The sequence below is a fragment of the Pseudomonas sp. p106 genome (genome assembly GCF_003936645.1).
GTDB lineage: Bacteria > Pseudomonadota > Gammaproteobacteria > Pseudomonadales > Pseudomonadaceae > Aquipseudomonas > Aquipseudomonas putida_E.
Map to the genome: position 1 here is coordinate 276,931 of NZ_RHQR01000006.1, position 25,801 is coordinate 302,731.

The window sequence follows — 25,801 nt, forward strand, 5'->3', positions numbered from 1 at the left end:
TGCCCCGCTGCAAAAATCCATTTGCCCCCGCGCAAACCTGCTTCCGCCCAGCCCTTCTTGTACACTCCTCGCAAAAGCCCCCACCTGCACAAATTTTGGTGAAAGCATGATCGAGGTAACCGAGGTTTCCATTGCCGAGCTGCGCGACGCGCTCGAAAAGGGCCGCACGACGGCGGTCGAGCTGGTCAAGGCCTACCTGGCGCGCATCGACGCCTACGATGGAGCCGATACCCCCACCGCGCTGAACGCGGTGGTAGTCCGCAATCCAGAGGCGCTCAAGGAGGCCGAGGCTTCCGACGCGCGCCGCGCCCGTGGCGAACTGCTCGGCCCGCTCGATGGCATCCCTTACACCGCCAAGGACAGCTACCTGGTCAAGGGCCTGACCGCTGCATCCGGCAGCCCGGCGTTCAAAGACCTGGTGGCCCAGCGCGACGCGTTCACCGTCGAGCGCCTGCGCGCCGGCGGCGCCATCTGCCTGGGCAAGACCAACATGCCGCCCATGGCCAACGGTGGCATGCAGCGCGGCGTCTACGGCCGTGCCGAAAGCCCGTACAACGCCGACTACCTGACCGCACCGTTCGCCTCCGGCTCATCCAACGGTGCCGGCACCGCCACCGCTGCCAGCTTCAGCGCCTTCGGCCTGGCCGAGGAAACCTGGTCCAGTGGCCGTGGCCCGGCCTCTAACAACGGCCTGTGCGCCTACACCCCTTCGCGCGGGGTCATTTCGGTACGCGGCAACTGGCCGCTGACACCGACCATGGACGTGGTAGTGCCCTACGCCCGCACCATGGCCGACCTGCTGGAAGTGCTGGATGTGGTGGTTGCCGACGATGCCGACAAGCGTGGCGACCTCTGGCGCCTGCAACCTTGGGTGCCAATCCCGGCCGCCTCTTCGGTACGCCCGGCGTCCTACCTGGACCTGGCGGTTGACGCCAGCGCGCTCAAGGGCAAGCGTTTCGGCGTACCGCGCATGTACATCAACGCCGACCCCGAGGCCGGTACGTCCGAGAAACCTGGCATCGGTGGCCCGACCGGCCAGCGCATCAACACCCGTGCCACGGTCATCGACCTGTGGCAACAGGCACGCCAGGCCTTGGAAGCAGCGGGCGCTGAAGTGGTTGAAGTGGACTTCCCACTGGTCTCCAACTGCGAAGGCGATCGGCCCGGCGCACCGACCGTTTACAACCGCGGTATCGTCAGCAAGGCGTTCCTGCATGACGAGCTGTGGGAACTGTCCGGCTGGGGCTTCGACGACTTCCTGCGTGCCAACAACGACCCCAAGCTCAACCGCCTGGCCGATGTCGACGGCCCGCAGATCTTCCCCCACGACCCAGGCACCCTGCCCAACCGTGAGGACGATCTGGCTGCCGGCATGGACGAGTACGTCAACATGGCCAAACGCGGCCTGAAGCGCTGGGACCAGATCGAAACCCTGCCCGACGGCCTGCGCGGGCTGGAAAAGACCCGCAAGCTGGACCTGGAAGACTGGATGGACGCCCAAGGCCTCCATGCGGTGCTGTTCCCGACCGTGGCCGACGTTGGCCCGGCCGATGCCGATGTGAACCCGGCCTCGGCGGACATCGCATGGAGCAACGGCATCTGGGTAGCCAACGGCAACCTCGCCATCCGCCACCTGGGCGTACCGACCGTCACCGTGCCGATGGGCGTGATGGCTGACATCGGCATGCCGGTGGGGCTGACCTTCGCCGGGCGTGCCTACAGTGACAATGCGCTGTTGAGTTTTGCGGCAGCCTTCGAAGCGACCGGCTCACGCCGCATGATCCCGCCACGGACACCGGCGCTGGGGTGATGGTCGCCTGACAGGCCAATTTCTTGCGCACCCTTGAGATCGAGCGCCGCACAGGCGCTCGATTTGCGCAGCACCGCAAACCGCGGGTCAGCCCGCCTACGACCACACAAGCCTCTGGACTATTTCTCGATACAGAAGCTCGCCACCAATCGACGCAACTCCCCCGAACGCCCATCCAGTTTTTCACACACTCCCAACGTCTGCTGTTGGCCCGCCTGCACATGCTGATTGAGCGTGACGATTTCGCCCACTTCGCGACCGATCGACTCGACCACTGCACGTTGCTGATCCGTGGCGGCAGCGACGGACTGGTTCATGTCAAAACCTGCGCGAGCGGGTGACTCGGCTGTTCGAAGCGGTCGGCAGCGCCAGTTGGATGGAGCACGAGGGCCTGCTGGATACCGTGACGGCGTTGTCCGGCAGCGGCCCTGCCTACTACCACCTGTTCAGCGAAGCCCTCGCCGCCGCAGGTGTAGCGTTGGGCCTGAGCCCGGAACTGGCAAGGCCCCTGGCAGCGCAGACAGCGCTGGGTGCCGCGACGCTGCAAACCCAGCCAGGCGCAGACTTTGTAGAGTTGCGCACCGCAGTCACCTCGCCCAATGGCGCCACGGCGGCGGCGATCGCCTCGTTTGAACAGAATGAGGGCTTGCGTCGGCTGGTCGACGCTGCCATGCAGGCCGCACATTCCCGTTCACAAGCACTCTCACGCGAGTCCTGAAAGCCCTGGGCAGAGCCCGACCGGTCTCAGTCGGTAATCTGCTCTGCTGTGCTATCGGCGGTAGAGGCCGGGGCACTCGCTTCTGACTTCACACGCTTGCGTCGGCCCTGGCTACGTTGGCGCGAAGCTTGTTGCTTGGCATGCAGCGCCTGAGCGGCGGTCACAATGCCAGACGGTTGCCCATTCAAGTCCAGGCGCGGCGCATTCTCCACCATGGCTGCCCAGTATCGAGCTCCCTTGCACCAGGTAGAAATACCCAGCTTGAGCTGTTCGCGGGTCAAGCCGAGCAGTTCGAGGTGCTGCTCGGCATCCTTGAAAATACCCTCCTTGAGCGGCACCTTGGGCGCCGGATTGACGGGGAAGGCCAAGGGAAAATGCTTCTGCAAGGGCCAGATCGCTTGCACTGCCGGATCAAGGTCGCGAGGCTTCGCCTGCGGGGAAGGCTTGCGCTTGGGGTGTTTCCCACCCTCAGCCTTTACCTGCTCTTTTTCCGACCGGAGACGGTCACGTAGCTCTGCTAGTTGTTCAAAACCCATCGTTCAATTCACTGCTTCGAAGTTGATTGCGTGGCGTAAGGATATGCCATGCACGCCTTGAAAGCAGCTAGAACAGGATGAGTCGCCGCGGGTTTGGTGAGCGCACCATGGCCGCGCCTGGCTCAAAGCAGCTTTTCGCGGCCGTCTGCTGCACGCCCTGATGGGCTATTTGCACTTGGGCACCTGTTTGCCATCGCCCTGCATCTTGCTGGGCAATGGCGTATCTGCTTGGCAGTTGATATACCGCGTGAGAGCACAAGCTGACCTCGTACCCCGTGAGCCCTTCAACGGTACGAACGTTGAAGGGCTCATCGGATTTTGTAAGTGAAGGTGTTTTTTACATTGGCCACCGCCACCGCCTGCCCACTCACCAGCCGGGGCTGGTAACGAAAGCGCTTCGCCGCCGCCAGCGACGGCTTGACGAACAACGGATGGCACTGGCCAACAACGTGCGGGTTGCTGACCCGGCCTTGCGGGGTAACGGTGTAGGCCACCGTGCATTCCCCTTCGATATTGCGGTCCAACGCCCGCTGCGGGTAGTCAGGCGCCTGCTTGGCGATCGGCAGGTACTGTCGGCTGGCCGCATCAGCTGCAGCACGGGCCTGGGCAGCCGCCGCATGCGCCTGGGCCTGGGCCTGGGCCTCACGAGCCTGCTGCTGACGCGCCTGTTCCTGTTGCGCCAGTTGCTGCTCGCGGCGTTGCGCCTCCTCGCGCTGCTTGCGGGCCTGCTCCTGGCGCTGTTGTTGTTCGCGCTTGTGTTGCTGCACGCGTTTGAGCGCCAGTGCGGCTTCATCCACAACTGGCGCCTGCGCCTTCGGTGTCGGCGCCACGGTCTTCTCGACTACCGGCTCCGGCGCCGGTGCAAGCTCGGACATCTTGGGTTCGGGTTCAGGCACCGGCACAGACGCCGGCAAACTCACCAACTGGGTCTGGATAACGGCAGCCTTGGCCGGTGGCAGTTCAGGCGTATGCGACAGGTTGAACAACAGGTAGACCAGCCCTGCATGCAGTGCCAGCGCCCCGGCGAAGGCGGTTCCATGGCCGCGCCAGGTGGAATCCAAAGTCAGGATATTCATGTTCACGGCGCCTCGGTGATCAGTCCCAGACGGCTGACACCGCCGCGTTGCAGCTCGGCGATGCCGGCCACGACCGCGGCGTAGTCGGTGTTGCGGTCGGCACGCAGGTACACCTGGGTCTGCGGATCCTGGGCAACGATGGCGGCGATCTTTTCGCGCATCTGCGCGGTATCGACGGCACTACCGGTCTGGGTGCGAGTATCGACCTCGCTGCCGAGGTTCCAGTAATAACCGCCATCGGCCTTCACCGACAGGGTGACGATCCGCTGCTGACTCGGCGCCGGCAGTGCCTCGGCAGCCACCTTCGGCAACTCGATCTGTACACCCTGCACCAGCATCGGTGCGGTAACCATGAAGATCACCAGCAGTACCAACATCACGTCGATGTACGGCACCACGTTCATTTCGGCCTTCAGGCCATGCTTGCGGACGGGTCTGGCGAGCATCGCGTGTTCCTCCTCAGGCCGCAGCCGCCAGGTTGCCGACTTGGCCCTGCAGGCGCCGTTGCAGGCGGCCTTGCAGTTCGTTGCCGAAGGCGTAGTAGCGACTGATCAGGGTCTGGCTGCGTGCCGAGTAACGGTTGTAGGCCATCACAGCCGGAATCGCCGCGAACAGGCCGATGGCTGTGGCAATCAGGGCCTCGGCGATCCCGGGGGCCACCGTGGACAGTGTCGCCTGCTGGACCATGGACAAGCCCAGGAACGAATTCATGATGCCCCACACAGTGCCGAAAAGGCCGATGTAGGGGCTGACCGAGCCGACCGTTGCAAGAAACGGCAAGCCCTGCTCCAGGCGCTCTTCCTGCTCGGCGATGGCGACCAGCAGGCTGCGTTCGACGCCCTCGAGCACACTGTCGGGCTGCTGGCCAGGTTGCAGTTGCTGGAACGCCTGGTAGCCAGCAATGAAAAGCTGCTGCAGCCCGGCATCGACGTGAGCGGGTTGCGTCCTGACGTCCTGGTACAACTGGCCGGCTTCGCTTTCCCGGAACTGCTTCAGAAACGCCCTGCTGTGCGCTTCACTGCGACGCAAACGGCTGCCACGCTGGATGATCAGGTACCAGCTGAGCAGCGAGGCCAGGGCCAGGCACAGCATGACGGCCTGGACTACCAGGCTGGCTTCGCTGACCAGGCCCCAGACGGTGGTGTGTTCAAGGGAAGTTGACGGTTGCATGGAGGATGTCCTTTCAATGTGGGTCTTAGTCAAAGCCAATCAGGTTGCGACGAAATGACACGAGGCGCTTATTCCAGCCCCAATGCTTCAGCCACCGCCGCCCAAGCCACGTACTTGTAGTTCTGGTTGCCTTCGGGCATGCGCTTGCGACCGTCCTGCACCACTAGCAGGCCCTTCGCCCAGGGGCCGCCGAGGTTGGCCGAGGTCACTTCCAGGCCGTCGGTCTCCGAGGCACCATCAATACCGCGCTGAGCATCCAGGCCGACCTGGAAGCTGCCGCGCAGCCGGTACGGCGCTTTGGCATCGACCACCACATAGCGGTCGTTGCCCTGACTGGAAATCACCAGGTAGTCGCCACCCTCGCCGTGGTATAGCCCCAGGCCTTCGATGTCGTCCTTTACCAGGTCGCCCACGCCGATCACTTTGTCCAAACGAGTCGAGCCGTCGGCACGCGCGTCCAAGGTCCAGACCGCGACGTCCTCCTCGCCGATGAACAGGCGCTGGTTCTGATCGTCGGCCACGCAACCTTCCGATTGGGTCGAGGTGCTGAAACTACGCACCAAGGTCCCAGCAGCCTGGCCACTGCTGCCGTCGAGGCGGTATTGCACGAAGCGGCCATCCTTGTCGTTGGCGATGGCGTGTATGGCCGCGTCGGCGTCCTTGAACAGGCACAGGCCGTAGATTTCCTTGAGCTCAGTGGGCACCTGGCCAATGTCGGCCAACTCGCCGCTGGCCGGGTCGATGGCGAACAGGTGCAGGCTGTTGCGGTCGCGGTTGCTGGCCACGGCCAGATCGACCTGACGCTCGCCAAGCTGGAAACCAGTGCGCACGTCGACATTGTTCAGGCGGCCCACACGCAAATCCTGCAACTGCTTGCCGTGCAGGTCGTAGGCCAGCAGCCCGCCTTTCTTGTCGGTGCCCAGTACCCGACTGAGTTCGGGCTTGCGAACATTGACCCAGATCGCCGGGTCGTCCGCCGCATCGCCAAGGCTGGGCACGCCTTCGGTCTGCACCTGGGCCTTGAGCTGTGCTAGGGGAGCCGCAACCGGTGATGGTGTTGGCGTCCAACCCAGGCTCGCAAAGTGTGTGCCTTGGTCATCGGCCAGCAACAGTTCCAGGCCCTTGCCGGTCACCCGGGCGTTTATCTGCTCCGGCTCCCTCAGCGCTCGCAGGCTCACGGTGCCAGCGCGCTGCCATTGCCCAACGCTACGCTGGTACAAGTGCAAGGCGCTGGCGGCCGGGTCCACCACCATCAGCCCCCCGGGCACCAGGGCCATGCCGGCGGCGGCCTTGGCCAGGCCACCGAACGGCGCCACCAAGTCGACCGGTTCACGAACAAGGGGCGCTTCGGCGGCGGCTTCGTAGCGCCACAAACCAACGTTTTCCTCGTTCACATAGAGGCTATGGCTGGCGTCTTCAGCTTGGCAGAACGCACTCTGCGGCGGCAGGCTCATGGCGCGTACCTGGCGTGCTTCGGCCAGCGGCTTGCCCTGTTCAGCGACCAGCCACTGCTCACCGATGCCTTCCTCGCCGATCAGAAACAGGAAGTCGTTGGCGGCGCTGTCGCGATACAGGCACAGGCCCTCGATGGCATAGCGGGTCTTGGGCAGGTAGTGCGGCGCGCTCCAACCGCCCGGAGCCTCGAAACGTGCCAGCAACGCCTGCTGGCGCTTCTTGTCGAGTGTGGCGACCAGCAGGCCGGTGCCATCGGCGCGGTGGTCGAGGGTTTCGAAGCGGCCCGGCAACTCACCGAGCACACGGCCTTGGCTGTCAACCAGTTGCAGCGACTTGGCGGCCAATTGCAGGCGTTCGGCCTGGTTGAATGTCGGGGTTGGCGCCAACCACTGGCTGGTCTCGCTGTCGATGACGCTGCGGCTGAGCGTGAAGCTCGGCGCCGCGCTCGCGCCGCTGTGTGCCAGGGCGACATAAAGCCCCAGCATGGACAAGGTGAACATACGCATGAGCAGGCGATATCCCTAAAGGCTGCGGATCAGAAATGGGTGAGCGTCAGGCCGACCTTGTAGGTCTTGCCGTATTCTTCGTACTGGGCGTTGTAGCGATGGTGGCCGCTGTACACGTAATAGGACTCGTCGGTGAGGTTCTGCGCCTCGAAGGTCAGCTGCAGCTCAGGGGTGAGGAAGTAGCCAGCCTTGAAATCCACGTGCAGTTGGTCATCGGCGTACTGGTCATGGGCCTTGTCGTCGATCGCGCCCAGTTCCAGCAGGTAGCCCGACTTGTAGTTGGCAGCCAGGCGCATGTTGAAGCGGTCGTTCTCCCAGCCAACCATGAAGTTGCCGACCGTGTCGGACTGGTTGGGCAGGTCTATGCTGCGCTTGCCGGTAGGCCCTTGCAGGGTTGCATCGGACTTGCTGAGGGTCAGGTTGGCGCCCAACAGCACGCCGTTCCAGGGGGCCGGCAGCCAGTCGAACTTCTGCGAATAGGCCAACTCCAGGCCATACAGCTTGGCGCCGCCACCGTTTTCGAAGGTGAGCGCTTCGTCAAAGTCCACCCAATTGCCAGTGCCCGCCAGGTCGGTGCTGTAGATGAAGTGGTCGACATCTTTGTAAAAAAGGAACGCCGATGCTGTGCCGGCGCGCCCCATGAAGTGCTCAATGCCCAGGTCGAAGTTCATCGACTCTAGCGGCTTGAGCTCGGGGTTGCCGAACGACGCATCGTTCTCGTCGATGACAAAACCCGGTGTCAGCTGGCCAAAGGTCGGCCTTACCACGGTGTTGGTCCAGGCCGCGCGAATGGCGGTGGTCGGCGATAACTGATAGCGCGCGTGCAGCCCCGGCAGCCAGTGGTCATAGCGGTTGTTGCTGTTGACGTTCTCGTAAACGCCATCGCGCAGGCCGGTGCCCTTGGCCTCGAACTGGGTACCCTCGTAACGCAAGCCGGCAATCAGGCGCCAGTCGCCGATGTCCAGGGTGTTCATCAGGTACGCCGCATTGATGTCCTCGCTCATGTCGAAGTCATTGATGCGCGAGGCTTGCTCATCGTAGTAGGCCGCCCGGTCCAGGCCGCCGATCAGGTCCTCGATGGCGCTGGCGCTGATGCCGTTCCCGAAATTACCCAAAGCGTAATCGACATTGCTGCCCTGATAGCCGGCAAGGCTGATGTCATCGAACCCGTCATAGACCCAGGTTTCGGTATCGCTGGTCTTGTCGCGGCGGCTGAGCTTGCCACCAAACTTGACCTGGGAGGCGTCGGCGAAATCGTAGTCGCGAGCGAGGTCCAGGCGGATGTTCTTTTCCTGGTCCTTGCCGTCAACCTTCTCCCACTCCACTTCATCCAAAGTGAACCGGGCCGGGTCGTAGAAGTCGTTGCCTACGCTGAGCCTTGGTTTGCTCGTACCGTCGAAGCCGACCTCGTCGAAGTCGCCGACGAACTTGGCGCCGGCGATACCACCCGGGTCGTGCTCGGTGGCCTGGCTATAGCCGGCCTGAGCACTGATGGTCCACTGGTCGACAATACGCTCGCCGCCGAGCACGTAGGACTGGATTTCCTGGGTGTCTTCGCGCGACTTCAGGTCGCGCCAGCCCTCAGCCTCGCCACGCTGGCCGGAACCCTGTGGCTCGGCAAACTCAAGGCCCTGCGCGTTGCGGGTCTCGGTGTCCTTGAACTTGCTGTAAAGGGTACGCAGGTAGTAGCTGGAGAAATCGTCGGGCTGATAGTCGAAGTTCAGGCCCAGGCCGGTGCGTTCACGGGTGATCTGGTAGTCGCGAGCCTCGACCTCCTCCAGCCGCGCGCCGTCCTCGAAGTCCCAGTTGCCGCCGGTTTCGACGTTGTCCGAGCCAAACTTGCGCTTCTGCCAGCTGAAGGCCGCCGCCACGCCGAAGTTGTCGGTGCCATCACCCAGGCTGAAGCGGTCGCTGACTGCCCCAGAGAACTTCGGGCTGTCGCGGCTGACGTTGGTATCGTGGCTGGCTTCGCCGCTGAGTGTGTAGAACAGCCCGTCATGGTCGAAAGCCGACAGGCTCTCCACCTCGATGGTGCCACCCAGGGAGTTGGCGTCCATGTCCGGAGTCAAGCTCTTGACCACTGACAGCGACTGCACCAGTTCGGCTGGCAGCACATCCAGCGCCACCGCTCGGCGGTCGCCCTCCGGAGCCGGAACCAGTGTGCCATTGATGGTCACGCTGTTGAGGTCCGGGGCGATACCGCGCACGCTGACAAATCGGCCTTCGCCCTGGTCGCGCTCCACCGACAGACCGGGAATGCGCTGCAGGGCTTCGGCGGCATTGTCGTCGGGCAGTTGGCCGACGCCGTCGGCATGCACCACGCTCTTGATGCTGTCGGCGCTTTTCTGCTCGCGCAACGCCTTGTCGATGCTCGCCGCTTGGCCAATCACCTCGACCCGCTCGACCGCTTCCTCTTCGGCCCAGGCCGGGGCGGTGGTGATAGCGACGGCCAGCAGGCTGACCCGAAATCCGGCGTTGCGGATGTGACGAAACGGCATTGCCACCTTGAAACCCTCGCATGCAGTGACCCGGTGAGCCCGGGAGTGACAACGAAAGCTAGAAAGCGTGTGTGGCACTTGCGTGACAAGGTTGGTCTTGAGGGCTTGAAAACGCTCGTTTTTCGGCGTTTCCGGCGGAGTTTGAGCTGAAATGACCTGAGCTTGGTCGCGCCCCTGCCGCTGCCCGTCAGCCGGTGCGAGGGCGGATTGCCAGCAGAACGCCCTCGAAGGGCAGCCCAGAACTAGAAATTTCTCACGGTCAGCTGAGCCAAATCGACCCCCTGCCCGGTAACAGAACCGTCATCCGCCTTTGTTTCCTTTGCCTCCCATCACGCCTTAAGGGCTCATAGAGAAAAACCCATGCACCGTCCCCTGTTACTGGCCGCCCTGCTTTGCGCCGCCCTGGCCAATGCCCAGGCGAATGACGCCACCTCACTCCCGCGCTCTGTCGGCCTGCCCTACGCCCCTGGCAAGCTCGCCGACCGCATCGTACTCACCCCGGGCCAGAACGCCGCCACGCAGATGGCCATCAGTTACCGCACCGACTTGACCCAGACCGACGCAGTGCTGGAACTCGGGCCGGCCCTGGCCGGCCCGTCACTGGCGGCCAAAGCCAGTCCACTAGGCGGCAACACTCAGCGTCTGGATAGCGAAAACGGTCCGGCCAACTACCACCAGATACGCCTGGAACACCTGCAAGCGGACACGGCTTACGTCTACCGGGTCAAGGGGAGTGCCGGCTGGAGCGAATGGCACCAGTTCCGCACGGCCAAAGCCACGTTCGCGCCGTTCTCGTTCATCTACCTGGGCGACACCCAGAATGACATCCTCGCCATCGCCTCGCGCACGATCCGCCAGGCGCTGCGTAGCGTGGCGCACCCGGCCCTGGTGGTGCACGCTGGCGACCTGGTGGCGTCACGCGATGATCTTGCCCACGATGATGAGTGGGGGGAATGGAATCAGGCCGGTGGCTGGTCATACGCCGCCATCCCGCAGCTGACCGCATTCGGCAACCACGAGTACCTGGAAACTTCAAACCCCGATGGCAGCGAAAGCCGCAGCCTGAGCCCACATGTACCGGCGCAGTTTGCCTTGCCGGGCAACGGTGCCTCCGGGGTAGCTTCAACCAGCTATTTCAGCGACTACCAGAACGTGCGCTTCGTGGTGCTGGACGGCACCTCGGCACTCGATCTGGGCACCCTTCAGGCCCAGACCGACTGGCTTGAGAGCGTCCTGAGAAACAGCGAGGCGCTCTGGAACATCGTGGTCATGCACCAGCCGATCTACACCTGCGCCCGCCCCGAGGACACCGAACCGCTGAAGGCCGCCTGGCAACCGCTGCTAGAACGCTACCACGTCGATCTGGTGCTGCAGGGCCATGACCACTGTTACAGCCGCCTGACCCACGCCGAAGGGCGACAGGCCACGCAAGCAGCACGGCAGGCGAAGCAGGCCATCGGCCCGGTGTACATGGTCTCGGTTACGGGGTCGAAGATGTATGGCCTGAACGACCGTGCCCGCAGCCAGCCGGACCGCAGCGCCGAGGATACCCAGTTGTACCAGACCATCGCCGTGGAGCAGGACCGTCTGCGCGTGCGTACCTATACGGCTGACGACACGCTGTACGACGCGTTCGACATCCGGCGCGACGCCAAAGGCCGCAAGTTCCTTCATGAGCCAAAGCTGGCACTGGGCGGCGAACGCTACTGCACAGCCAGCGTGGGACCGGACGGTTTACCGTGCACGGCGCGGACCAAGTGAGTGTCACCAGATTGATACAAAAGGCTTGCATGCTGCTTGACCTGTGCTGCCCTCATGGCCGACGCAGGCAAAAACCCAATCACAGGACACCCCATGCCCCTGCGACTTCTCTTCAAGCAGCACGGCCTGACGCTGGCGAGCCTGCTCCTGGCCGCCAACGCCGGCTTGCTCGTCTACCTCGCCGCCGGAACCCTCAAGACCTGGGCCGACATCAACTGGATGGACGTCGTCGGCGAAGGCGGTACCTGCCTGATCCTCTGTGGGTGGCTGATCATGCTGCTGCGCGGGCGCCCTGCCGGCCGGGTCACCCGACTGCTGTCGCTGGGCCTGAGCTGCATTGCCTTCTCGATGTGGATGGACACCCTCGACGAATTCATCCGCCTGCCTGAAACGGCAGTCTGGGACAACTGGCTGGAAACCGCCCCCATGCCGCTGGGCATGCTGCTGATGACCCTTGGCATGTACCACCTGCAGCAGGAACAGCACGCCATCACCGCGCAGATGCGCAAGCGTGAGCAATTGTTCCGCGAGCACCGCCTGTTCGACAAGCTCACCCCGCTGTCCGGTGCCCGATACCTGCGCCAGCACCTGCAGCAGGCGCTTGCCCATGCCGCCAGCGAACAGCAAGCACTGTCGCTGATCGTCATCGACCTCGACGATTTCAGTCAGATCAACCAGCGCTATGGCCAGACAGAAGGCGACGTGGTGCTGCAGGTGGTCGCCCAGCTGTTACTGCTCAACCTGCGCCAGCAGGACATACTCTGCCGCCTGGCCGGTGATCGCTTCGTCGCGGCCCTGCCCAACACTGGCGAGCGTCAGGCTCAGACAATGGCCGAGTCCTTGCGCCAGAGCATCCTCCACCTCGCCCACCACACCGACCGACATGGCGAGCGCCTGTACCTGACCGCTACGGTGGCCAGCGTGATGGCGCTGGACGAAGACGAAGAGCAGTTGCTCAAACGCCTCAATCATGCCCTCGCCCAAGCCAAGACCCGCCAGGTACGCCGAGCATGAACGGCTACGACAGCGACAGCCGCTTCATCACCGCCCACCACCTGCCAGCCGTGCTGATTGACCTGGCGCGCTCCAGGCAGATCGACACCCATCACCTGCTGCGTGGTTGCGGGCTGTTCTATGACGACGTCATCAGCGGTGAAACGCTGATCAGCCCTCAGCAGTTCCTGCGTCTGATCGACAACGCGCAGCGCCTGCTAGATGCCGACGACAGCAGTTTCCTCTACGGCCAACGCCTGTGGCCCGGGCACCACGGCGCAGCCAGCCTGCTGCTTGAGCAGGCAGACCACCTGTTGCAGGCCCTGGAACGCATCGAACAGTACCGCGCGTTGCTGTCACCGTTGGTCAGCCCGGTCCTGCGCCTGGAAGAGCATTACTTGCACCTGTACTGGCGCGAAAGTTGCGCCATCGGCGAGCAGAGCCGCTTTCTTTTGGAGTCCAGCATGACGGCGGTAGTCGCGCTCGCTCGTCGCCAGCAGAAGGAGCATCTGCCGTGGCGCTTCCAATTCAGCCATGCCGAACCGCCTTACGTCGAGCAGTACTGGGTGCACCTGGGCGACTCCTTGGCCTTCGACTGCCCAGCCACGGTCATGAGCCTGCCCCGCGAATACCTGCTGCGCCCTTGGCATGGTGCAGGCTCGACCGCCCAGCACGTGGCACGGCAGGCCTGTGACGCACAGCTGGCGGCCTGGGGCTGGCAGGCGAGCTTTCTCGATGTGGTCTACGACCACCTGCTCGGGCTGATTCGCCAGCCGCTGAATCTAGAGCGCGTGGCCGCCGCCTTCAGCACCAGCCCCGCCTCGTTCAAGCGCCGCCTGGCCCGTCATGGCTCCAACTTCCAGGAGCAGCTGGACCAGGTGCGGCGCGACCAGGCCCTGTATCTGTACCAGGTCAAGGGCTACAGCAACGACGCGGTTGCGCAGTACCTGGGTTTCACCGATAACACTAACTTTCGCCGTTCGTTCAAGCGCTGGACTGGGCGAGTACCTAGTGAATTGGGGGCCTTGTAAAGTTTTAGATACTCAATGGGCAAGCTAAATAACTGCCATGGACGACAGGTCTGGCTGCGTTAGGCTGTTATTCTGCGGGCCTGAACGGCCACTTTGTGTCGAGCGCGATCTGCCCTGAGTGGCTGATAAGGACACAAAGCAGACAGCGATCCAAAGCTCTGTGGTCAGTACCGGCCTCATCGCCGGCAAGCCGGCCCACGGGAATATCACCAGCCTTCAGGCATGCGCTGTACCTGTGGGAGCCGCGCTTGCCGGCGATGGGCCGCGAAGCGGCCCCGGTTTCAGATGTCCGCCATGGGTAGATAGCCGCCTCAGGGCCGGGCATGAGCATCAAGAGTTGCCTTGAGCGCCACACGGTTTGGTCCCGCGGCTAAGCATTAAGAGCCCGTTTCAACACTTCGTAGATCTTGCTGTCACCCGATTGAGCAACGTTGAAACGCAGGAAATCTCCCGCAGTCATGGACTGGCTGAAAGCATTTCCGGGCGCGAGCACCACTGCTTCCTTCAAACAAGCTCTGGCCAGCGTCGCTGCATCCTTACCCTGAGGGAGTTGGCACCACACGTACATGCCTGCCTGGGGAACCATCCAAGGCTTGATACCAATCGCCTGAAGCCTCGCTACTGTTTTGCCCATTTCCTGGGCTAACCTGAAGCGGACACCTTCCATGTGCTTTCGGTACCCGCTATCGGTAATGGCTTGATGAACGATGTCCGCAGCCATGCGCCCACCCCCGAATGTGGTCGCAATCTTGAGGTCGACCAGGCTCTCGATCCACTCCCTGCGCGAAGCGATGTAGCCGCATCTGATTGAAGCGGAAATGGTCTTGGAAAAACTACCGATTTGGATCACACGAGCGAGGCCATCGAAGGCAGACAGTCGTGGAGCAGGGGTATTCTCGAAATCGCCGAAGATGTCGTCCTCGACAATTACCAGGCTGGAGGTGTCGGCCAGCTTTAGCAGCCTGTGTGCTGTGACTGGTGACAAGGTGGCCCCGGTCGGGTTGTGGATGCCGGAGTTCGTTATGTACAACCGCGGCGCGTGCTCGCGCAGGGCAGCGCCGAACGCCTCGATGTCTGGACCCGTTGCGGTGTAGGGGACTCCGACGATGTTCACCCTATGTGCTTTGAGTAATGCGTGAAAATTGAAATAACAGGGATCGTCGACCAGGACAGTGTCACCCGGTTGCAGCAGAAAACGGCAGATCAGGTCGATGGCATGAGTGCCGGACTCAGTGAGCATGATCTGTTCCAGAGGGGCTTCGATACCAACGCCTGCCAGTCGTCGCGACAAGAATTGCCTGAGAGGCGGATGCCCAAGCGGTGAAGCGTACTCAGTCAATTTCGACGTGTCAGAACGCGCAACCATTCGAAGAGCTTTACGCAAGCCTGCTTCGTACAGCCAGGATGCGGGCAGCCACCCGCATCCTGGTTTCAACGCATCACTGGAAGTTTCCAGAGACTGGCGCGAGATCCATAGCGGGTCGACATCACGATCAAGTTTGGGGCCGAGCTCGGTCAGGGCCAATGGCGCAACTGGGCCAGCCACGTAAAAACCGGAGCCGGGGCGTGCGCTAAGTACACCTTCTGCGGTTAACCGTTCATAGGCCTCCAGGACGGTAGAAACCGATACTTGCATGCTCTGAGCCATTGCGCGAACTGAAGGAATTCTCGCACCTGGGGTGTAGCTTCGAGAGGCTATCCTGGCCTGGACCTCCCCCATCACAGCTCGGATTCGCGTTCCGTCCCGTTTCATCGCACCCTCAATTGTGCTGGATTCATATGCATAACAGTTCGGTTGAATTGTAGTGGAGTGTACATGGCCTTGGTGAGCCCGTCAGTGATGTACTGAGCCCTGGCTTATCGAGGACGCACCGATGGAAAAAACAACAAGCGGATGGATAAACGGCTTCATAGGCGTCGCCATCTTTGCCGGCTCGTTGCCGGCCACCCGCGTGGCAGTGACGGCCTTCGAGCCTACGTTTCTGACCTGTGCCAGGGCAACCATTGCCGCCCTGTTGGGTGCGCTGTTCTTGATCGTGCTACGCCAGCCGCGACCCAAGCGCGGTGACCTGTCGTCATTGGCTGTAACAGCGCTTGGCGTCGTTATCGGTTTTCCGCTGCTGACGGCACTGGCGCTCCAGCACGTCACTTCTGCTCATTCCATCGTTTTTGTCGGGCTGCTGCCACTGTGTACCGCAGGGTTTGCCGTTCTGCGCGGCGGCGAGCGACCTGGGCCACTGTTCTGGTTGTTCTCGTTGTTCGGTGCTGGGCTAGTCGTTGGCTATGCGTTGATGAATGGAGGAGATGCGTCGGCGCTAGGAGACCTGCTGATGATGGCTGCGGTAGTTGTTTGTGGGTTGGGCTATGCGGAAGGGGCGCGTCTGTCACGGACTCTCGGGGGCTGGCAGGTGATCAGTTGGGCATTGCTGGTAGCGTTGCCGTTCATGCTGCTGCTGACTATCGTCAATCTCCCAGCGCCCGATGCCTTCGCCCGAGTTAGCGCCCCTGCGTGGTTCAGCTTCGCCTACGTGTCACTGTTCAGCATGCTGATCGGGTTTGTGTTCTGGTACAAAGGGCTCGTCCAGGGCGGCATTGCGGCAGTGGGCCAACTGCAACTCTTTCAGCCGTTCATGGGGCTTGGACTGGCCGCGTTGCTTCTGCACGAGCAAGTCAGCTGGGTGATGCTCGTCGTAACGCTGGGTGCTGTCATCTGTGTTGCCGGGGCAAAGAGATACGCCCAGTAGTAGTGTGGGAGCGATCAACCTCTATCGAAACTGCTGTGAAGCGCTGGCGATACGCTGGTACTTACGCAGCTGCCGGTTGACGCTGCGGATATCCAGAAAGAATATCTCTGCGCTGCGCCAGAGCAGCATCCAAGCGGTGACGGTAACGACTCCCACGGGGATGGTGCCTTCAATGCCCAGCGCCGTGCCTGCGAGCACCAAGGCTAGCGCCAAGCCCAGGAGTGTCAGCGCTACCAGCCGCTGCGTGCGGATATCCCCTCTGAGCTGTTCGCTCTTTTGTGCAAAGGTATTTCTGATGGCTTGCTGCAGGCGTTCTCGTTCCTCTTCCGGGCAGCGGATCTGTAGACTCAGCGCTGGGTGATACCAGGCACTATCAGACAGGTATTCCACCAGCTCGGGGCTTAGCTTTGGATTGTCCGGCGAGGCAAATGGATTGAGGTAATCCGGGGTGATCGTCAGATCGATGTTTTTAGTCATGACGAACCTCTAGCTGGTTGAGTTGTGTCATCACGCTCTGCGGGGTGGACAGTTGTCAGCTGGCGGCGCATGCGCGGATGCCTCTGCGTGCGACCGTAAGTAAGCCAGCGAAATCGCCCCGATTGAATCGATCGACAGGTCGTTAGCCGCTCTCCATCAACGGTAGCACTGGATCGGGAGCGGCCATCCACGACCGGCCGCTTTCGACGCAAAGCAGACAGCGATCCCAAGCTCTGTGGTCAGTTCCGGCCTCATCGCCGGCAAGCCGGCTCCCACTGGAATATCTCCAGCCTTGAGGCATGCGCTGTACGTGTGGGAGCCGCGCTTGCCGGCGATGGGCCGCGAAGCGGCCCCGGTTACAGATGTCTGCTTCGGCTCGAAAGCGGGCGGTCACGACTGGCAGCTGGCCATAGAGGACGCACCTGTGCTGCCTGGGGGCTGGAGGAAAAGCAAAGCAGTGCGTGCTTCAGGATCAGCGCGGGAACAGCAACGTCACAGCAAAGCGAAAGCCCCAGCCTTCTGGGCCATTATCCGGTGAATCGAGCCAGTAACGCGGCCCGGCTTGGAGGGTGATGGGGTGACCACCAACTTTCAGTAATTGGGTTACCGTCAGGTTGACCGGAATGGCCCATTCTTTGGATTGCCAGTCGTAGGTCGATTCACTGTTGATGCCAAATGTGGTCAACGAGCTGTTCGTGTATGAAAGAAACGGCTGCATGAACGTCTGGTTGACCTTCTCCTTGCCATCTGCGGGGCTGCCCTCTAACCCCCAGATATGGTTAGCCAGTATCCCGTGCGTCCAACCGTTGGCTTGCTTCAAGGCTACCGCAGTCGGTCCGAGCCCCCATTGTTCACTGCTCAGCACGTCGTTGCTGCCTGTTGGTATCAATAGCGCCGGGCCTGCGCCGAGTATCCAGCCACTGGCAGTGGGTTGTTTCGGTGAGAAGAAAAAACTCTGGGTGACATCGCCTACGCCAGAGGTATCTGCCGCGCCGCCCAGGCCGTGCTGGTCGACGACTGGCAGGATAGTCCTGGAGATCAGGTTCCAGTCATCATTCAGACTGAAAGGCAGAACGGGCTGGATGTTGGTCAGGCTGCGCTTGCCATCGCCGTCTGGGCCCATTTTCTGGTCCCAATTATATTGCACCGGCAAGCTGTACATGGCCGCAACCGGGTTCAGCGCTTTCTTGGCAAGCTCTGCCGAGTCCTCTGCTTGCCCTTGCCCGGTGTGCCCCAGCAACGCAAGTGCGTAAAGCGGGTAGCATTTCCTTTTCAACATTGTATCTCCCGTCAACTGAAAGCCACGTCGTTTTGAGCGGCCCGGGTATTCGGCGAAAAAGCGTGATTCGACATCTCGGTCTGCTTTGGCGGCAGCGGGCCAATGAACATTTGCTTCAAGCGCTTGCTGCCAATGACGCGTGCCAGTTCCGCGATGACGGAGGCGCAGACAGGTAGCTTCCGCCCGCCCGCTTGATCATGAGCACGCGAATCAGCGCAACGATGTGCAGAATCACGAAGAAAAACACGGTGGGAGGAAGCACTTTGGGGACCTGCGGGCTACTTCTTCAGGGCCTGGAATGAACTGACCATGTCCTTGGCCCAGCCATCGAGCACGGCACGGGCGTCCGAGGCCTGCATGATCTGGGAGGAATTGTCCAGTTCAGCGCCTGCACCTTTGCGCACCACTGCGGCCACCACCTCATTGGTACTCCCGTCAAGGAATGCAGCCTCGGTAGCCACGCTGGTGTCTTGGTCGCGAATACCCGTGGCCGTACTGATGCCGGCTGCCACCAGCGCGATCGGGATCACCTCATACGGGCGCAGCCCCTTGGTTTTGGCACTCACCCCAGTGATCGCCGGGCGCACCACCAGTACGCCTGGCCCGGGGCTCGTAGCAAGCGGCAGGACCTTGGAAAACTGGTTTTTCAACGATTGATCGTAATACTGGGTTATGCCTTGCAAGGTTTGCTGAGGAATCTTCGCGGTTGGTTGCGGCTTGGGGTAAAACTGGCTGGGTTCGACATACACGCTGGTAAATTGGTTGGCATCAATGCCAGGCTTGATCCAGCGCGTAACCTTCGCGCCCGAAGGAGATTCATCCTCCTTGAGCTTGCTGTAGTCCTTCAGAAATCCGGAGTATTCGTCGGGCTCAACGTATTTGCTCGCACAACCATGCAGTAAAAGCGATGTGAGACACACTGTTGCAATAAGCGCCTTACTTTTCATGCAACTTCTCCTTCCACGTATAAGCATTGTCCAAGGATCAAGACCTTCAGAATCGCCACGTCGCACCGCCACCGATGATGTGCAAGGCGGCGTTATCGAAAGTGCCTGACAACGTGTCGCCGGAGCGTGCCTTGGTCTGCTCCACGTCCATGTCGCCGAGCCAGACCAGTGTGTAAGCCAGATGCAGGTCCAATCCTTCTTCCACCTGATAGTTCACCCCGGTTGCGAAGCGCCACGCCTCCCCCATCGGGTTGTCCACGGTGCGATCCTTGTCATCCACGGCCGAGCTGTCATACCCCACCCCAAAACTCCAGCGCAGCTGGCGGGTCGCCTGATACTGGGCTCCAACCGAGGCGTGCCAGGTGTCCTTGTACTTGCGATCGACCGTGCGGCTAACCCCGGCGGCATTGGCATCCACCTCTACCCCGATGTCACCGAACTCGCTCCAGTCCTGCCAACCCAGGCTTCCCAGCAATGTCCACTGCTCGTCCAGCTGGTGGGCCACGCTGAATGTCGCGGTCTGCGGCACGTTCATGTCCAGCTCCAGCGTGTCCACCGCCAGGCGGTTGAGTGCGGCATTGATGAGGGGGTTGTTGATATCGCTGACATGTGGACTGTCCTCGAACTCCAGCTTCACCTTGCTGGTGTAGGCCAGGCCAATCCGCGTGCGGGGGGCGAGCTGGTAGAGCAGGCCCAGGTTCACGCCAATGCCGAAGTCAGTGTCCTTGTATTCGAGCTGGCCATCGGGGCGCTCGACCAACCCGAGCAGGCTGTTGTTGATGGCCACCTCGGTGCGGTAATAGCCGAGCATCATGCGTGGGCCGATGCCGACGGTAAGGTCATCGGTGAACTTGTACGCAAAGGTGGGTTGGAACGAGACGCCAATCACCGCCGATTCCTGGGTGAAGTAGCGCCCTGCCCAGTCATCGTCGTAGTCCAGCGCCAAGCCGAAGTTACCGTACATGCCGAACCCGATGGCCGAGCGGTCATCGAGCTGGTGGCTGATGAACAAGCTGGCGCCCGGCAGGTATTGCAGAGCGTTACCGCCCTCGTTGCCATCGAACTGGTTGCTGCTGTCACGTGAGTAGCGCAGGTCGCCGAGGATAACCTGGGCGTTGGCACTGATCTGCGTGCCAGGCAGCAGGGCGATGCCTGCGGGGTTGGACATCAACACGCTGGGGTCGGTGGCGAGCGCAGCCGAGCCAGCATTGGCCAGGCCGTTACTTTCCTGGCCGGCTTCATAAATGAAGATGCCTCCGGCTGACACGTTGGTGCTGTGAGCAAACAACAGAATAAACGTTGCAGGCATCCACCATTTGGTGTGATCCATACGATTCTTCGTGGTCATAGTCCCTGACTCCTCACTTTGAAAAGAGCAGGACACCGATGGCTCGATGTCCTGCTTGACGCAACCTGCGCCAAGGGAGCAATCAAGGTGTAACGATCGGGAACCAGAAGTCGAAGTTGTCCATGTAGCTCATCAACTCCTCAAGCTTGCCTTCGGCACCCTCGACTTTGACGTCACCTGCGCCCACCGCGTCCTTGAGCGTGGTTTCCTTGAGCATCAGTTTGTTCAAGGTGTCGCGCGTCAGGCTGACCGTGGCGTCGGCGTTCTCGGCTTGCGAGCCTTCGGTGTGGTTGAGCACGCCATTGACCATTTCCACCAGGTATTTCTGTTTAAGGTCGGTGAAGTCGAAGTTAAGGGTAATGTGCTTGTCTTCGACCTCCGGCCCTTTCAGGCGCATGGCCAGGTAGTCGAAGAACAGGTCAAGGTCCATCGCCCGGACCGTATCGGGGCTGGCCGTGTCTGGCGTCGGCAACTGTTTCACGCCTTCGCGCAGTTCCTTGGCACCGGTGAGGTAGAAGTTGCGCCATGGCCCGCTTTCAGCCTGGTAACCCAACTGCTCGAGTGTGTCGGCTTGCAGGTTTTTCGCTGCCTGGTTGTTCGGGTCGGCAAAGACCACTTTGTTGACCACCTCGGCTACCCAGCGGTAGTCACCCTTGTCGTAGTACTCCTTGGCCTTCTTCAGCACTGCGTCGGCGCCGCCCATCATCTCGACGTAGCGCTTGGACGACTCTACCGGCGGCAATTCATGCAGCGTCGCCGGGTTGCCGATGAACCAGCCCATGTACAGCACATAGGTGGCCTTGACGTTGTGGTTCAAAGACCCGTAATACCCACGGTTGGAGAAGCGCGAAGCGATCGATTTCGGCAGCTTCACCTGCTCGGCAATCTCGGTCATGGTCAGACCCTTGTTGGCCAAGCGCAGCGTTTCATCGTTGATGTAGCGGTACATGTCCCTCTGCGACGACAGTTGCTCCTTGACCTCCTTGTTGCCCCACACCGGCCAGTGGTGCATGGCATACATGACCTGGACGTCTTTGCCCCACATCTTCAGCGCTTGGTTGAGGTACTTGGACCACGGCAGCGGCTCGCGAATTTTTGCTCCGCGCAGCGAGTAGGTGTTGTGCATCGTATGGGTGGAGTCTTCGGCCGTGTTGAGGGCTTTTTTCTCGTGGATGTAATAGAGCATCTCGGCTGGCGCCTCGCTGCCCGGCGCGTAGAGAAACTCGTAGGTCAGCCCATCGATCGTGCGCTTCTCGCCGGTTTTCTCGATGATGTCGGTCGGCGGGATCAGGGTGACCGTGCCGGCAGAAGTCGTGGTGCCCAACCCTGCGCCCAGTTGGCCCGTTTCGTTCGGCGGCAGCAGGTTGCCGTACATGTAACTGGCCCGGCGGCTCATGGCGGTACCGGCCATCACGTTCTCGGCAACGGCGTGCTCCAGGAAGCCTTTGGGGGCATAGACCTTGACCTTGCCTGCTTTGACATCCTTCTCGTCGATCACACCACGAACACCGCCGTAATGGTCGACGTGACTGTGCGTGTAGATCACTGCGACCACGGGTTTCTTCGGCCGATGCTGATAGTAAAGGTCCAGTGCGGCCTTGGCAGTTTCCGCCGAAATCAACGGATCAAAGATGGTGATGCCTTCCTTGCCCTCGACGATGGTCATGTTCGACAGGTCATAGTTGCGCACCTGATAGATGCCATCGGTGACTTCGAACAGGCCGGAGATATTGATCAGCTGTGACTGCCGCCAGAGGCTGGGGTTGGTGGAAGCGGGTGCGGCCTCGCCTTCCTTGATGAAGTTGTATTTGGCAGGGTCCCAGATCAGGTTGCCCGAGACGCCCTTGATCGGCTCTTTCGGCAGAGGGGCGATAAACCCTTTATGGGCCAGTTCGAAGGAGGTCTTGTCATTGAACGGCAACTCTTTGAGCAACGCTTCGTTGGCTTCTTTGGTTGCTGCTGTTGCCGGTTTCGCTTTCTCTTCGGCCCACGCCTGTGAAGCCATGGCGATGGCAGTGGCTAAAAAGAAGGTAGAGCCAAGTTTCCAGATTCTGCCCCCCGAGGCAGTGCGGCCTTGGTTTCTGAACGTTTTTACGAGCACAGTCATTGCCAGCTCCTTTTGACCAATGCGCTGTACCGATTCGGCAACTGCCAGCTGGGTTTCATGTCGCTTAGAGAGAGTAGACGCGGATGAGAAACTTTCCTCCTGACTCCAAGAACTATTCAAAGCAACTAGATGGAGATCTAGACCCTGGAGCGGTCACCATCAAAAAAATCGATTCGGCCATTTCCGACGTTCCAGTCCAACCGGTTTGTTCATGAACCGGTTTGCCCGTTTCGGTGGCGTGCAGGACAGCGAAGGCGATTCCCCGGCGAGCGAACTCGGCATCAGCTGATGGCGCTGCCAAGGACAAAGCACGGCGCCTATCAATGGCTGGCGGGGCCGGCGGTCATCCGAGACTGATGCACCAATTTAATCGCGACCATAGCGGAAATATATTTTGCGCACAAAATATTATCGCGAAAAGTGAATCCCAAGCACGAAGCAATCGCTCACACCTACGAGACACTTGAGAACGATCATGACCATTCCCAAAGCATTCGCCACACCTACCCACGCCCTAGGAGCTCAAACCATGAAACTGTCCCGTACACTCACCGCCGGCCTCCTGGCTCTGGCTGTTAACAGTGCCTTCGCCGCTGGTAGCCCGGGCGTGGAACACACCACCCAAGGCTTCCTTGAGGCTCTGGCTGCAGGCGGCGGCAAGCCGCTTGAGACCATGTCGCCGAAAGACGCCCGGTCAGTGCTGACCGGCGCCCAGGCAAGCGTGAAGGTCGACTTGTCCGGTATTCAGGTCGAGCGCCGTACCATCCAGGCCGATGGCCAGCCGCTGGAGATCCGGGCAGTGCGGCCGGAGGGCGCTAAGGGTGACCTGCCGGTATTCATGTTCTTCCATGGTGGTGGCTGGGTGTTAGGCGACTATCCGACCCACGAGCGACTGATACATGACCTGGTAGTGGGCTCTGGTGCGGCAGCGGTCTACGTCGATTACACGCCGTCGCCCGAGGCCAAATTCCCCACTGCGATCAACCAGGCTTACGCTGCCACCCGCTGGGTCGCGGAGCATGGCAAGGAGATCGGTGTCGACGGCAGCCGCCTGGCTGTGGCTGGCAACAGCGTCGGCGGTAACATGGCTGCAGTAGTAGCCATCAAGGCGAAGGAAGCCGGAACACCGAAGTTGCGCTTCCAGGCACTGCTGTGGCCCGTGACTGATGCCAACTTCAACAACAGTTCCTACAACCAATTCGCCGAAGGGCACTTCCTGACACGCAACATGATGCAGTGGTTCTGGGACAGCTACACCACTGATCCGAAGCAGCGCGACGACATTCACGCATCGCCGCTACGTGCCAGCCTGGAACAGCTGAAAGGTTTACCGCCGGCACTGGTACAAACTGCTGAAATGGACGTGCTGCGTGATGAAGGTGAAGCCTATGCTCGCAAGTTGAATGCCGCCGGTGTTCCGGTAACCGCCGTGCGCTACAACGGGATGATTCACGACTTCGGCCTACTAAATGTACTCGGCGAAGTCCCTGGCACGCGAAGTGCGATGGACCAGGCTGCACAGGCGATCAAGCAACACCTCCAGTAACAGCGGCAATAAGGACCGGGGCGAACGTTGTCGCCCTGGTCCTGCTCGGATAAGAGCCTTCTGGCGGATGGGAGTCTTGGCGATAAGGACGATCGCGTCCGCTTAAAAAATGCAGCCATTTGTCTCATTAAGGGCGCACCTCTCCTGCGCTGGAGAGCAAATGTCGTCGCGCCATCCACAGGTTCGACAGGGCGAACAGTTTCACCATCTGCAGTGTTCTTCGCCAAGCCTCGGAAGCGCACTTTGGTATAACTCGCTTTTTGACACCGGTATGGCCCGCATCAGCGCAGACCACGTTCTCAGCACGGTGTAGCAGTTTGTCGACTTGAGTCAGGTCCGCGACATTGGCCGCAGTGACCACCACGCTGTGCACCAGCCCGAGTCATCGTCGACACCAGTGTCTGGCGCAGGCTTGCGCTTACCGGCGTACTCGGCGTCGCCTAAGGTCATTTGCTTCATCATCGAAAAGCTCGGTGATTGGTGTCCGGGGACTTTGCCAAATCAGGAAGCCTTTTTCAGGATTTCCTTAGCGAGGCGGTGTGCCCATGTTCTGTTGATGCTGCATCATCTGATCCATCATCATTTGCTGCATCCCCATGTATCTGTCCATCATGTATTGGTGCTGCTTCATCCGCTCAGGTGTCATCTGGGAGTAATGGCTACCCATCTGTCCCCAGCCCATCTTGTGGCCGTTCCCCATCATGTGACCGCCCATCATGCCGCCGCCGCAGCACCCCAACATTCCATTCATCATGTGCATTCCTTGCTGCATCATGACTTGGTGATCTTGCATTAGTTTCTGGCGCTGCGCTGGATCAGTGGTTTTCTGGATGAGGCTCATTTGTTCCTGCATTTTTTTCAGGTTTTCTTGGGCCTTTGCCATTTCCTGATCAAATTGCTCAACGCTCATTGGCTGCTGAGTCGGATTGACGGTGGTAGAACCCTGCTGGGCAAAGGTTAGACCGGGGAAAAGCATAACCGTCAAAGCGAGGGCGACAAGTTTGGATGCTTTCATTGGTCAGATCCTTGCAGGGATGGTGGGCAGGAAATGAATCGCGATTAGTCAAGCATAGGCCTCGGTTAAGGGCGCAAACTGACTTAAGTCAAGGTTGGCCCTGACACTTCAACAGGTGATGAGATGAAGAAGGGCCGTGATAACCGCATTTGGCCGGCCTCTACCCCGCCATCGGCAGGGTTGGGTCGCAAGTCGCGTTGTTCGTGGCAATGAAAGATTCGCCTAGGGAAGTCAGTAACATCGATTCATCACGAGACTGGTTGACATAGACCGATCAATATCCCCGCATCTTGAGCGCTGGAAACACCAAGAAATCAGATTTTCCCTCTTCCTTGTAGTCCATTTCCCAAACATACTCTCGCCGCACTTTTTCCGTTGCGGTCGCTTGGGCTGCGTTCTAGTCTCGGCGGGTCGTTGCTCATCAACGATACAGCTTTGACAGGCTGTGACGGTAAATCACGCAGACAGTCTCCTTTTTATGGTGGCTGTGCGTGTGGGCACGCTTGCGTGCGCCGGAGCTTTTCGTGATTTTACCGCCGGTCTGTCAACCCACGTACAGCTGCCACCCCACTGTTTGACAGCAGGTGGGTGACGGCCCCGCTAACGGTAAAATCATTATGTTAAAGGTCGTTCCCGATCCACCCCACAACCACCACTCCCTCGAAGACACGATCATCCAGGCTGCGGAGTTCGCCCTGTGCGCGCAAAGCGTGGCGCAGCAGGCTGTTTCGCTACAGCCCAGAACGCCCGCCTCGGTTCTGATGATGGCCTCGATGCATGAGCT

At 60.9% G+C, this 25,801-nt stretch carries 21 protein-coding genes and 1 pseudogene; 7 read left to right on the forward strand and 15 right to left on the reverse strand.

Annotation, left to right across the window (positions count from 1 at the left end):
- Positions 1-106: 106 nt before the first annotated feature.
- A complete protein-coding gene (locus tag EGJ09_RS10575; RefSeq protein WP_125923800.1) occupies positions 107-1,810 on the forward strand; it encodes an amidase in 1,704 nt (567 codons plus the stop codon).
- Positions 1,811-1,929: 119 nt separating this feature from the next.
- Here EGJ09_RS10575 and EGJ09_RS10580 read toward each other — a convergent pair whose 3' ends face one another.
- Positions 1,930-2,127 carry a hypothetical protein gene (locus tag EGJ09_RS10580; RefSeq protein WP_177433151.1) on the reverse strand — a complete coding sequence of 66 codons (198 nt, stop codon included), beginning with the start codon at positions 2,125-2,127 and terminating at the stop codon, positions 1,930-1,932.
- A gap of 20 nt (positions 2,128-2,147) precedes the next feature.
- Between EGJ09_RS10580 and EGJ09_RS10585 the strand changes: the two genes are divergently transcribed.
- A complete protein-coding gene (locus EGJ09_RS10585; protein WP_218567553.1) occupies positions 2,148-2,528 on the forward strand; it encodes a pyrroline-5-carboxylate reductase dimerization domain-containing protein in 381 nt (126 codons plus the stop codon).
- Positions 2,529-2,554: 26 nt separating this feature from the next.
- Here EGJ09_RS10585 and EGJ09_RS10590 read toward each other — a convergent pair whose 3' ends face one another.
- From EGJ09_RS10590 to EGJ09_RS10615, 6 genes are all read right to left on the reverse strand, one after another.
- Positions 2,555-3,064 carry a ProQ/FinO family protein gene (locus EGJ09_RS10590; protein WP_119687280.1) on the reverse strand — a complete coding sequence of 170 codons (510 nt, stop codon included), beginning with the start codon at positions 3,062-3,064 and terminating at the stop codon, positions 2,555-2,557.
- Between the two features lie 308 nt (positions 3,065-3,372).
- Positions 3,373-4,140 (reverse strand): energy transducer TonB, encoded by a 768-nt coding sequence (locus tag EGJ09_RS10595; protein ID WP_125923801.1) that lies wholly within the window; start codon positions 4,138-4,140, stop codon positions 3,373-3,375.
- A 2-nt stretch (positions 4,141-4,142) separates the two neighbouring features.
- Positions 4,143-4,586: a protein TolR gene (tolR, locus tag EGJ09_RS10600; protein WP_125923802.1), complete on the reverse strand. Its 444-nt coding sequence runs from the start codon at positions 4,584-4,586 to the stop codon at positions 4,143-4,145.
- 13 nt (positions 4,587-4,599) lie between these two features.
- Entirely contained in the window at positions 4,600-5,310 is a 711-nt protein-coding gene (gene tolQ, locus EGJ09_RS10605) for a protein TolQ (protein WP_125923803.1), read from the reverse strand.
- A 68-nt stretch (positions 5,311-5,378) separates the two neighbouring features.
- Positions 5,379-7,271 carry a phytase gene (locus EGJ09_RS10610; RefSeq protein WP_125923804.1) on the reverse strand — a complete coding sequence of 631 codons (1,893 nt, stop codon included), beginning with the start codon at positions 7,269-7,271 and terminating at the stop codon, positions 5,379-5,381.
- A gap of 29 nt (positions 7,272-7,300) precedes the next feature.
- Entirely contained in the window at positions 7,301-9,769 is a 2,469-nt protein-coding gene (locus EGJ09_RS10615; protein WP_125923805.1) for a TonB-dependent receptor, read from the reverse strand.
- A gap of 360 nt (positions 9,770-10,129) precedes the next feature.
- Here EGJ09_RS10615 and EGJ09_RS10620 point away from each other — a divergent pair, with 360 nt between their 5' ends.
- The 3 genes from EGJ09_RS10620 to EGJ09_RS10630 all read left to right on the forward strand — a co-directional run bounded on the left by EGJ09_RS10620 (position 10,130) and on the right by EGJ09_RS10630 (position 13,554).
- Positions 10,130-11,530, forward strand: coding sequence for a metallophosphoesterase family protein (locus tag EGJ09_RS10620; RefSeq protein ID WP_125923806.1), 1,401 nt, complete (start codon positions 10,130-10,132; stop codon positions 11,528-11,530).
- A gap of 93 nt (positions 11,531-11,623) precedes the next feature.
- Positions 11,624-12,544, forward strand: a complete 921-nt coding sequence (locus EGJ09_RS10625) for a GGDEF domain-containing protein (protein WP_125923807.1) — start codon at positions 11,624-11,626, stop codon at positions 12,542-12,544.
- A complete protein-coding gene (locus tag EGJ09_RS10630) occupies positions 12,541-13,554 on the forward strand; it encodes an AraC family transcriptional regulator (protein WP_125923808.1) in 1,014 nt (337 codons plus the stop codon). Before EGJ09_RS10625 ends, EGJ09_RS10630 begins: the two co-directional genes overlap by 4 nt.
- 370 nt (positions 13,555-13,924) lie before the next feature.
- Here EGJ09_RS10630 and EGJ09_RS10635 read toward each other — a convergent pair whose 3' ends face one another.
- Positions 13,925-15,307 carry a PLP-dependent aminotransferase family protein gene (locus tag EGJ09_RS10635; RefSeq protein WP_125923809.1) on the reverse strand — a complete coding sequence of 461 codons (1,383 nt, stop codon included), beginning with the start codon at positions 15,305-15,307 and terminating at the stop codon, positions 13,925-13,927.
- 121 nt (positions 15,308-15,428) lie between these two features.
- Here EGJ09_RS10635 and EGJ09_RS10640 point away from each other — a divergent pair, with 121 nt between their 5' ends.
- Positions 15,429-16,298 (forward strand): DMT family transporter, encoded by an 870-nt coding sequence (locus tag EGJ09_RS10640; RefSeq protein WP_119687282.1) that lies wholly within the window; start codon positions 15,429-15,431, stop codon positions 16,296-16,298.
- Between the two features lie 21 nt (positions 16,299-16,319).
- Here EGJ09_RS10640 and EGJ09_RS10645 read toward each other — a convergent pair whose 3' ends face one another.
- From EGJ09_RS10645 to EGJ09_RS10670, 5 genes are all read right to left on the reverse strand, one after another.
- The gene (locus EGJ09_RS10645; RefSeq protein WP_119687283.1) at positions 16,320-16,775 is read right to left on the reverse strand and encodes a hypothetical protein; all 456 of its coding nucleotides are present in this window, start codon (positions 16,773-16,775) and stop codon (positions 16,320-16,322) included.
- Between the two features lie 472 nt (positions 16,776-17,247).
- Positions 17,248-18,054: a transporter gene (locus EGJ09_RS10650; protein WP_115274478.1), complete on the reverse strand. Its 807-nt coding sequence runs from the start codon at positions 18,052-18,054 to the stop codon at positions 17,248-17,250.
- A 278-nt stretch (positions 18,055-18,332) separates the two neighbouring features.
- Entirely contained in the window at positions 18,333-19,001 is a 669-nt protein-coding gene (locus tag EGJ09_RS10660) for a DUF3313 domain-containing protein (RefSeq protein WP_119687286.1), read from the reverse strand.
- A gap of 46 nt (positions 19,002-19,047) precedes the next feature.
- The gene (locus EGJ09_RS10665; RefSeq protein WP_256658429.1) at positions 19,048-20,310 is read right to left on the reverse strand and encodes an OmpP1/FadL family transporter; all 1,263 of its coding nucleotides are present in this window, start codon (positions 20,308-20,310) and stop codon (positions 19,048-19,050) included.
- Positions 20,311-20,431: 121 nt separating this feature from the next.
- Entirely contained in the window at positions 20,432-22,456 is a 2,025-nt protein-coding gene (locus EGJ09_RS10670; RefSeq protein WP_125923811.1) for an alkyl/aryl-sulfatase, read from the reverse strand.
- 529 nt (positions 22,457-22,985) lie between these two features.
- Here EGJ09_RS10670 and EGJ09_RS10680 point away from each other — a divergent pair.
- Positions 22,986-24,002, forward strand: a complete 1,017-nt coding sequence (locus EGJ09_RS10680) for an alpha/beta hydrolase (RefSeq protein ID WP_125923813.1) — start codon at positions 22,986-22,988, stop codon at positions 24,000-24,002.
- Between the two features lie 127 nt (positions 24,003-24,129).
- Here EGJ09_RS10680 and EGJ09_RS10685 read toward each other — a convergent pair.
- Both EGJ09_RS10685 and EGJ09_RS10690 read right to left on the reverse strand, forming a co-directional pair.
- A pseudogene (locus EGJ09_RS10685) lies at positions 24,130-24,461 on the reverse strand (transposase); the annotation flags it as partial.
- A gap of 67 nt (positions 24,462-24,528) precedes the next feature.
- Complete coding sequence (locus EGJ09_RS10690) at positions 24,529-25,017, reverse strand: hypothetical protein (RefSeq protein WP_012314947.1); 489 nt, start codon at positions 25,015-25,017, stop codon at positions 24,529-24,531.
- Between the last annotated feature and the right edge of the window lie 784 nt (positions 25,018-25,801).

Excerpts from the sequence above, each read along its gene's own strand:
- EGJ09_RS10670 (WP_125923811.1), bottom strand. The coding sequence starts at position 22,456 with ATGACTGTGCTCGTAAAAACGTTCAGAAACCAAGGCCGCACTGCCTCG.
- EGJ09_RS10640 (WP_119687282.1), top strand. The coding sequence starts at position 15,429 with ATGGAAAAAACAACAAGCGGATGGATAAACGGCTTCATAGGCGTCGCC.
- EGJ09_RS10635 (WP_125923809.1), bottom strand. The coding sequence starts at position 15,307 with ATGAAACGGGACGGAACGCGAATCCGAGCTGTGATGGGGGAGGTCCAG.
- EGJ09_RS10615 (WP_125923805.1), bottom strand. The coding sequence starts at position 9,769 with ATGCCGTTTCGTCACATCCGCAACGCCGGATTTCGGGTCAGCCTGCTG.
- EGJ09_RS10645 (WP_119687283.1), bottom strand. The coding sequence starts at position 16,775 with ATGACTAAAAACATCGATCTGACGATCACCCCGGATTACCTCAATCCA.
- EGJ09_RS10630 (WP_125923808.1), top strand. The coding sequence starts at position 12,541 with ATGAACGGCTACGACAGCGACAGCCGCTTCATCACCGCCCACCACCTG.
- EGJ09_RS10660 (WP_119687286.1), bottom strand. The coding sequence starts at position 19,001 with ATGAAAAGTAAGGCGCTTATTGCAACAGTGTGTCTCACATCGCTTTTA.
- EGJ09_RS10665 (WP_256658429.1), bottom strand. The coding sequence starts at position 20,310 with ATGCCTGCAACGTTTATTCTGTTGTTTGCTCACAGCACCAACGTGTCA.
- EGJ09_RS10610 (WP_125923804.1), bottom strand. The coding sequence starts at position 7,271 with ATGCGTATGTTCACCTTGTCCATGCTGGGGCTTTATGTCGCCCTGGCA.
- EGJ09_RS10680 (WP_125923813.1), top strand. The coding sequence starts at position 22,986 with ATGAAACTGTCCCGTACACTCACCGCCGGCCTCCTGGCTCTGGCTGTT.
- EGJ09_RS10595 (WP_125923801.1), bottom strand. The coding sequence starts at position 4,140 with ATGAATATCCTGACTTTGGATTCCACCTGGCGCGGCCATGGAACCGCC.
- tolQ (WP_125923803.1), bottom strand. The coding sequence starts at position 5,310 with ATGCAACCGTCAACTTCCCTTGAACACACCACCGTCTGGGGCCTGGTC.
- tolR (WP_125923802.1), bottom strand. The coding sequence starts at position 4,586 with ATGCTCGCCAGACCCGTCCGCAAGCATGGCCTGAAGGCCGAAATGAAC.
- EGJ09_RS10650 (WP_115274478.1), bottom strand. The coding sequence starts at position 18,054 with ATGTTGAAAAGGAAATGCTACCCGCTTTACGCACTTGCGTTGCTGGGG.
- EGJ09_RS10620 (WP_125923806.1), top strand. The coding sequence starts at position 10,130 with ATGCACCGTCCCCTGTTACTGGCCGCCCTGCTTTGCGCCGCCCTGGCC.
- EGJ09_RS10690 (WP_012314947.1), bottom strand. The coding sequence starts at position 25,017 with ATGAAAGCATCCAAACTTGTCGCCCTCGCTTTGACGGTTATGCTTTTC.
- EGJ09_RS10575 (WP_125923800.1), top strand. The coding sequence starts at position 107 with ATGATCGAGGTAACCGAGGTTTCCATTGCCGAGCTGCGCGACGCGCTC.
- EGJ09_RS10625 (WP_125923807.1), top strand. The coding sequence starts at position 11,624 with ATGCCCCTGCGACTTCTCTTCAAGCAGCACGGCCTGACGCTGGCGAGC.
- EGJ09_RS10580 (WP_177433151.1), bottom strand. The coding sequence starts at position 2,127 with ATGAACCAGTCCGTCGCTGCCGCCACGGATCAGCAACGTGCAGTGGTC.
- EGJ09_RS10590 (WP_119687280.1), bottom strand. The coding sequence starts at position 3,064 with ATGGGTTTTGAACAACTAGCAGAGCTACGTGACCGTCTCCGGTCGGAA.